The following is a 4,436-nucleotide window of genomic DNA, read 5'->3' on the forward strand; positions in this document are numbered from 1 at the left end:
TTGAATGGTTTAAACTGGTTAAATTCAAGGGTGTATTTGTCATGCCTTTGATTTGTCTACCGTCACCCTTGTGACCTTAACTGAAACCATTCAAGTGTTTGTCAAGGGCAAATGCGGCTCCGATTGGCATAGTCAGTGGGCCTTCACCACCTTTAATTTTTAGTTTTCATAAAAAATTTGACAGTTCCTATCTGTAGCTTATACTGGATTTCGATTTATCCTTGTTATCTTTTCTGTCAATACCCATGCTCTGAATGACGTACTTCAATGGTAGAATAAGGAACACTGCGATGACAGTGTTGAACAGCAGCGAGGCTGACAGTCTGCCTGCCATAAAATTCTGTACTCCCATAGTAGTTAAGTCCAGCACGGTATAAATTCCGAAAACAAAAAACTCAAGAAAAGTAATCATGATGATGGAAACAAGCAGGATAATTAAATAGGTCGTATCGAATATTTTTCTCAATTGCATGACAAAATAGGCTATAAGTGTCAGACCGGCGATGTATATTCCCAGAAGGCCTGAAAAATAGCTGTCGTAAATGAAACCGAAAACAACTGTCAGGATGATCATATGTCTCGGTTCAAGGTAGAATGCAAGCATAATCACTACTAATACAAATAACCTTGGAGACATAAACCCGAAGGGAACGTTTAGCTGTTCAGTAAACAGCGCAACGATCAGCCCATCGGTCAGCAGCGAGAAAAATAACAGGACAATAGGAATGACAACTCTTTTCCACTGTTCCATACTATTCCCCGCTTTCTGCAAGTCTATTTATAATTGTAACAAATCTGATATTTTCAAAATCTGCTGCCGGGTTTACAAAGACTTGCTGAGCCAGCCCATGAGCATCCATAGTCACTTCTTCAACTTCTCCTATAACTAGACCACGAGGAATCACGCCTCCCAGTCCAGAGGTTGTAATCAGCTCGCCTTCTTCGATTTCGATTGTGGAGGTAATCTGAGACATGACCAGTCTGTCGCTACTGCTGTCATACCCACTGATCAGTCCATAAACAATTTCTTCTTCCATAATAATTTCGGAAGAGACCTGATTTGCTGTCTGATCGATATTTGTCAGAAGGACAACCTTGGAGCTCGTAGGATTGACTTCAGAGATCCTTCCAATAAGACCGTTGCTCGACATAACTGGCATTCCAACTGCGACGCCATCCTGGCTGCCCCTGTCAACCACAATCTGATCGACCCAATTATCCGGATTTCTTGAAATAACAGTACCTGAAATGGTCCGGTAGTCTGTCAGGGAGCTTTGTAATTCAAGTTCTTCTCCCAGCCTCTGATTTTCATCCCTCAAGACATTGATTTCAGCCTGTCGTTCGTAGATTTTGTCTATTTCAATTTTCAGTCTCTGATTTTCTTCATAAGTATTCTGTAGATCGTTAACTGATTCAAAAATCCTTGTTACTGCATTGGCAGGTCGGATAAAAACACGTCCCAGAACTGCTGTAATATCATTAGCTGCCTGCTGCAGAAACGGTGTATTGTCTCCGGTTCTCAAAGATATTGAAATAAGAGAAACAAAGAGTATTACACTGATGAGCAGAACGATCATTTTCTTGTTTGTAAAAAACTGGTTCACTTAAAACACCTCTTATAATTAACTTCGACTATTTTACCATATATTTAGATTTTATCGTAGAGGCAGTTGCATAAGATTTTACTTAATGCATGTCTTGTCCTGTTCAACAAACAAGCGGGAAGATGCCTTCCCGCTTGTCAGTTTACTTATTTATCTCGATCGTTTTTTGTAAAGGTCAAGGTGATTCAGAGCTTCCCCAGTACCAATAGCTACACAATCAAGTGGGCTGCTTGCTACAAATACAGGCACTTCGGTTTCTTCCGCAATAACATCACTTATGTTTTTAAGAAGAGCTCCGCCACCTGTCAATACAATTCCTCTATCGATCACGTCTGCAGAAATTTCGGGAGACGTATCTTCTAATGTTGCTTTTACAGCAACTATTATGCCATCGATCACTTCTTTTATCGCTTCAGAAACATCTTCCGCAGGTATAGAGATTGTTTTAGGTAAACCTGTAAGTAAGTCCCTTCCTCTAATATCCATGTTATCATGGGCTCTAGAAGCTTCAACAGATGCGCTACCCCGTTCTATTTTGATTGCTTCGGCTGTACGCTCACCTATCAGCATGTTGTATTTACTTCTGATAAAATGAATGATCGATTGATCCATCTGATCTCCAGCCATTTTGATTGTTCGGCTGCTGACGATTCCACCTAGAGAAATAGTGGCCACATCAGTCGTTCCTCCACCAATGTCTACCACCATGCTTCCTGTGGGTTCATTGACTGGCAGACCGGCACCAATGGCAGCTGCAAACGGTTCTTCTATCAGAAAGGCATCTTTAGCTCCAGCCATCCTTGTTGCATCAATGATCGCTCTTTTTTCAACTTCAGTTCCTCCTCCGGGAACACAGACGACCACATTGGGCTTCGAGGCACGTTTTCCGACAGATTTTCCTATAAAGTATTCCATCATAGCTGCAGTGGTATCGAAATCAGCGATCACTCCATCTTTCATCGGACGGATAGCTACGATGCTTCCGGGTGTTCTACCAATCATCTTCTGTGCATTTTCGCCAACTGCAACAACCTCATCAGTCTGTTTATCTTTAGCAACAACTGAGGGTTCCCCCAGTACTATTCCTTTTCCTTCTACGAAGACATTAGTATTTGCAGTCCCCAGGTCAATTCCAATATTCTTTTTTCTAAACCAAAACACTTAGAAAATCTCCTTTCAAAAATCAAAGCATACATATTTAATTACTATTGAATAGTATTCATTATGCTATTGTACCTTTTTATCTCAAAAGATGCACTATAAGACTTTGACTTTATTTTAATTTTAATATTTGAAACGATTCGTTACATTATCAGGGCTCACTAAAAAACCGGGCAAGCATTATGCCTACCCGGTCGAAAATTCAATTAGAGTTAATTACGCTTTTTCTACGTTTGCAGCTTGTGGTCCGCGTGCGCCTTCTTCGATGTCGAAAGTAACAGCTTGACCTTCTTCTAGAGATTTGAATCCTTCTTCGTTAATAGCTGAGAAGTGTACAAATACATCGTCTGCACCTTCGCGCTCGATGAATCCAAAACCTTTTTCTGCGTTAAACCATTTTACTGTACCGTTTTCCATGTTACAAATTCCTCCTCGTGCCTAGTGCACTATATATTTCACATTATTGCTATAGGTACGAATCGGAATGTTGTTACACATTACTTTTTTCTTTCCCTAACAAAATGCTAAATTCATATTAACATGGCTATTTTAATATTGCAAGGATAATGCTCCATTTATTTAAAAAGATATGATGCTTCTTTACCGACTGTTACAGCGCTCCCATTTCTTTTAAACTGATGTAGGAATTATCTCCAATAATAAAGTGATCCAGCAGTTCTATTCCTATCAGTCTTCCTGCTTCGGACATTCGTTGAGTAAATGAAAGATCAGCATCAGAAGGTTCAGGATTTCCGGATGGGTGATTGTGTGCAATGATGAGTCGTGCTGCCGAACATTTTATGGCAGCTTTGAAAATCTCCCTTGGGTGCGCCACAGACGAATTTAGAGATCCTTTAAAAATTGTCTCCTTTTTTATGATTTCATTCTTTGTATTAAGTAAGAGAGCGACCACATGCTCCTGCTGAAAATCCTTTAGTTCGTCCAGCAGAATCTGTCCAATGTACTGGCTGGATGTGACCGCTCCTTCTTTGACGATAGGTGTATGTGACATTCTTCTTCCCAGCTCAATGGCAGCAAGCAGTTCCACAGCTTTAGCCTTTCCAATCCCCGGAATCTCCATCAGTTCCTCAAGTGAAGCATTCTTGAGCATGTACAAGTCATCAAAGTGTGAAAAGACTTGTAGACTTAATTGCAGCACATTCTGATCTCTAGTCCCTGTTCTTAACAATATAGCCAGCAGTTCATGATTGGCCAGCGCTGACTGACCATATTCTTTCAGCCTTTCTCGCGGACGGGATTCGACAGGCAAATCTGTAAATTTTTGCATAGATAACATCCTCCTTAATCGAGTAGGAGATAAATGATTAATTCATTTATCGGCCTCTCACACCACCGTACGTACGGTTCCGTATACGGCGGTTCAATATCTTAAGTAAGCAGACTCCGCCAGGTCCGGTAGTGAAACTACGTTCCACCGGTAGAGTCTTTTCGTTGTAAGCACCCAATGAACTTCAGGTGTTTTTGACAGTCTCCAGTATTTCTTTCTGGAGTAACCAATGCGTTTAGCACTGTCCATATCTAGACCTAAACGCATTAATCTGCTAATCTTAGTACGTGGATTTTTCCATCTTTTTAAAATGAGTTGCCTGATACGGTGATGGAGCCATTGCTCCACTTTCGTTACGAAGGTTTTGATGAAACCTGTGCCGA

5 protein-coding genes and 1 pseudogene are annotated in these 4,436 nt (G+C 40.8%); all 6 read right to left on the reverse strand.

Annotated features, from left to right (window positions below):
* Nucleotides 1-187 precede the first annotated feature (187 nt).
* The gene (mreD, locus tag ACYQ2O_RS10675; protein ID WP_346024878.1) at nucleotides 188-751 is read right to left on the reverse strand and encodes a rod shape-determining protein MreD; all 564 of its coding nucleotides are present in this window, start codon (nucleotides 749-751) and stop codon (nucleotides 188-190) included.
* A 1-nt stretch (nucleotide 752) separates the two neighbouring features.
* On the reverse strand, nucleotides 753-1,604 hold the full coding sequence (mreC, locus tag ACYQ2O_RS10680) for a rod shape-determining protein MreC (RefSeq protein WP_346024877.1): 852 nt from the start codon (nucleotides 1,602-1,604) through the stop codon (nucleotides 753-755).
* 150 nt (nucleotides 1,605-1,754) lie between these two features.
* Nucleotides 1,755-2,765, reverse strand: a complete 1,011-nt coding sequence (locus ACYQ2O_RS10685) for a rod shape-determining protein (protein WP_346024876.1) — start codon at nucleotides 2,763-2,765, stop codon at nucleotides 1,755-1,757.
* A 216-nt stretch (nucleotides 2,766-2,981) separates the two neighbouring features.
* Complete coding sequence (locus ACYQ2O_RS10690; RefSeq protein WP_034302391.1) at nucleotides 2,982-3,182, reverse strand: cold-shock protein; 201 nt, start codon at nucleotides 3,180-3,182, stop codon at nucleotides 2,982-2,984.
* A gap of 193 nt (nucleotides 3,183-3,375) precedes the next feature.
* Nucleotides 3,376-4,062 (reverse strand): RadC family protein, encoded by a 687-nt coding sequence (gene radC, locus ACYQ2O_RS10695; protein ID WP_091267001.1) that lies wholly within the window; start codon nucleotides 4,060-4,062, stop codon nucleotides 3,376-3,378.
* Between the two features lie 84 nt (nucleotides 4,063-4,146).
* Nucleotides 4,147-4,436 (reverse strand): annotated as a pseudogene (locus tag ACYQ2O_RS10700) (group II intron reverse transcriptase/maturase); the annotation flags it as partial.

It is taken from the genome of Alkalibacterium sp. m-11 (assembly GCF_054658155.1).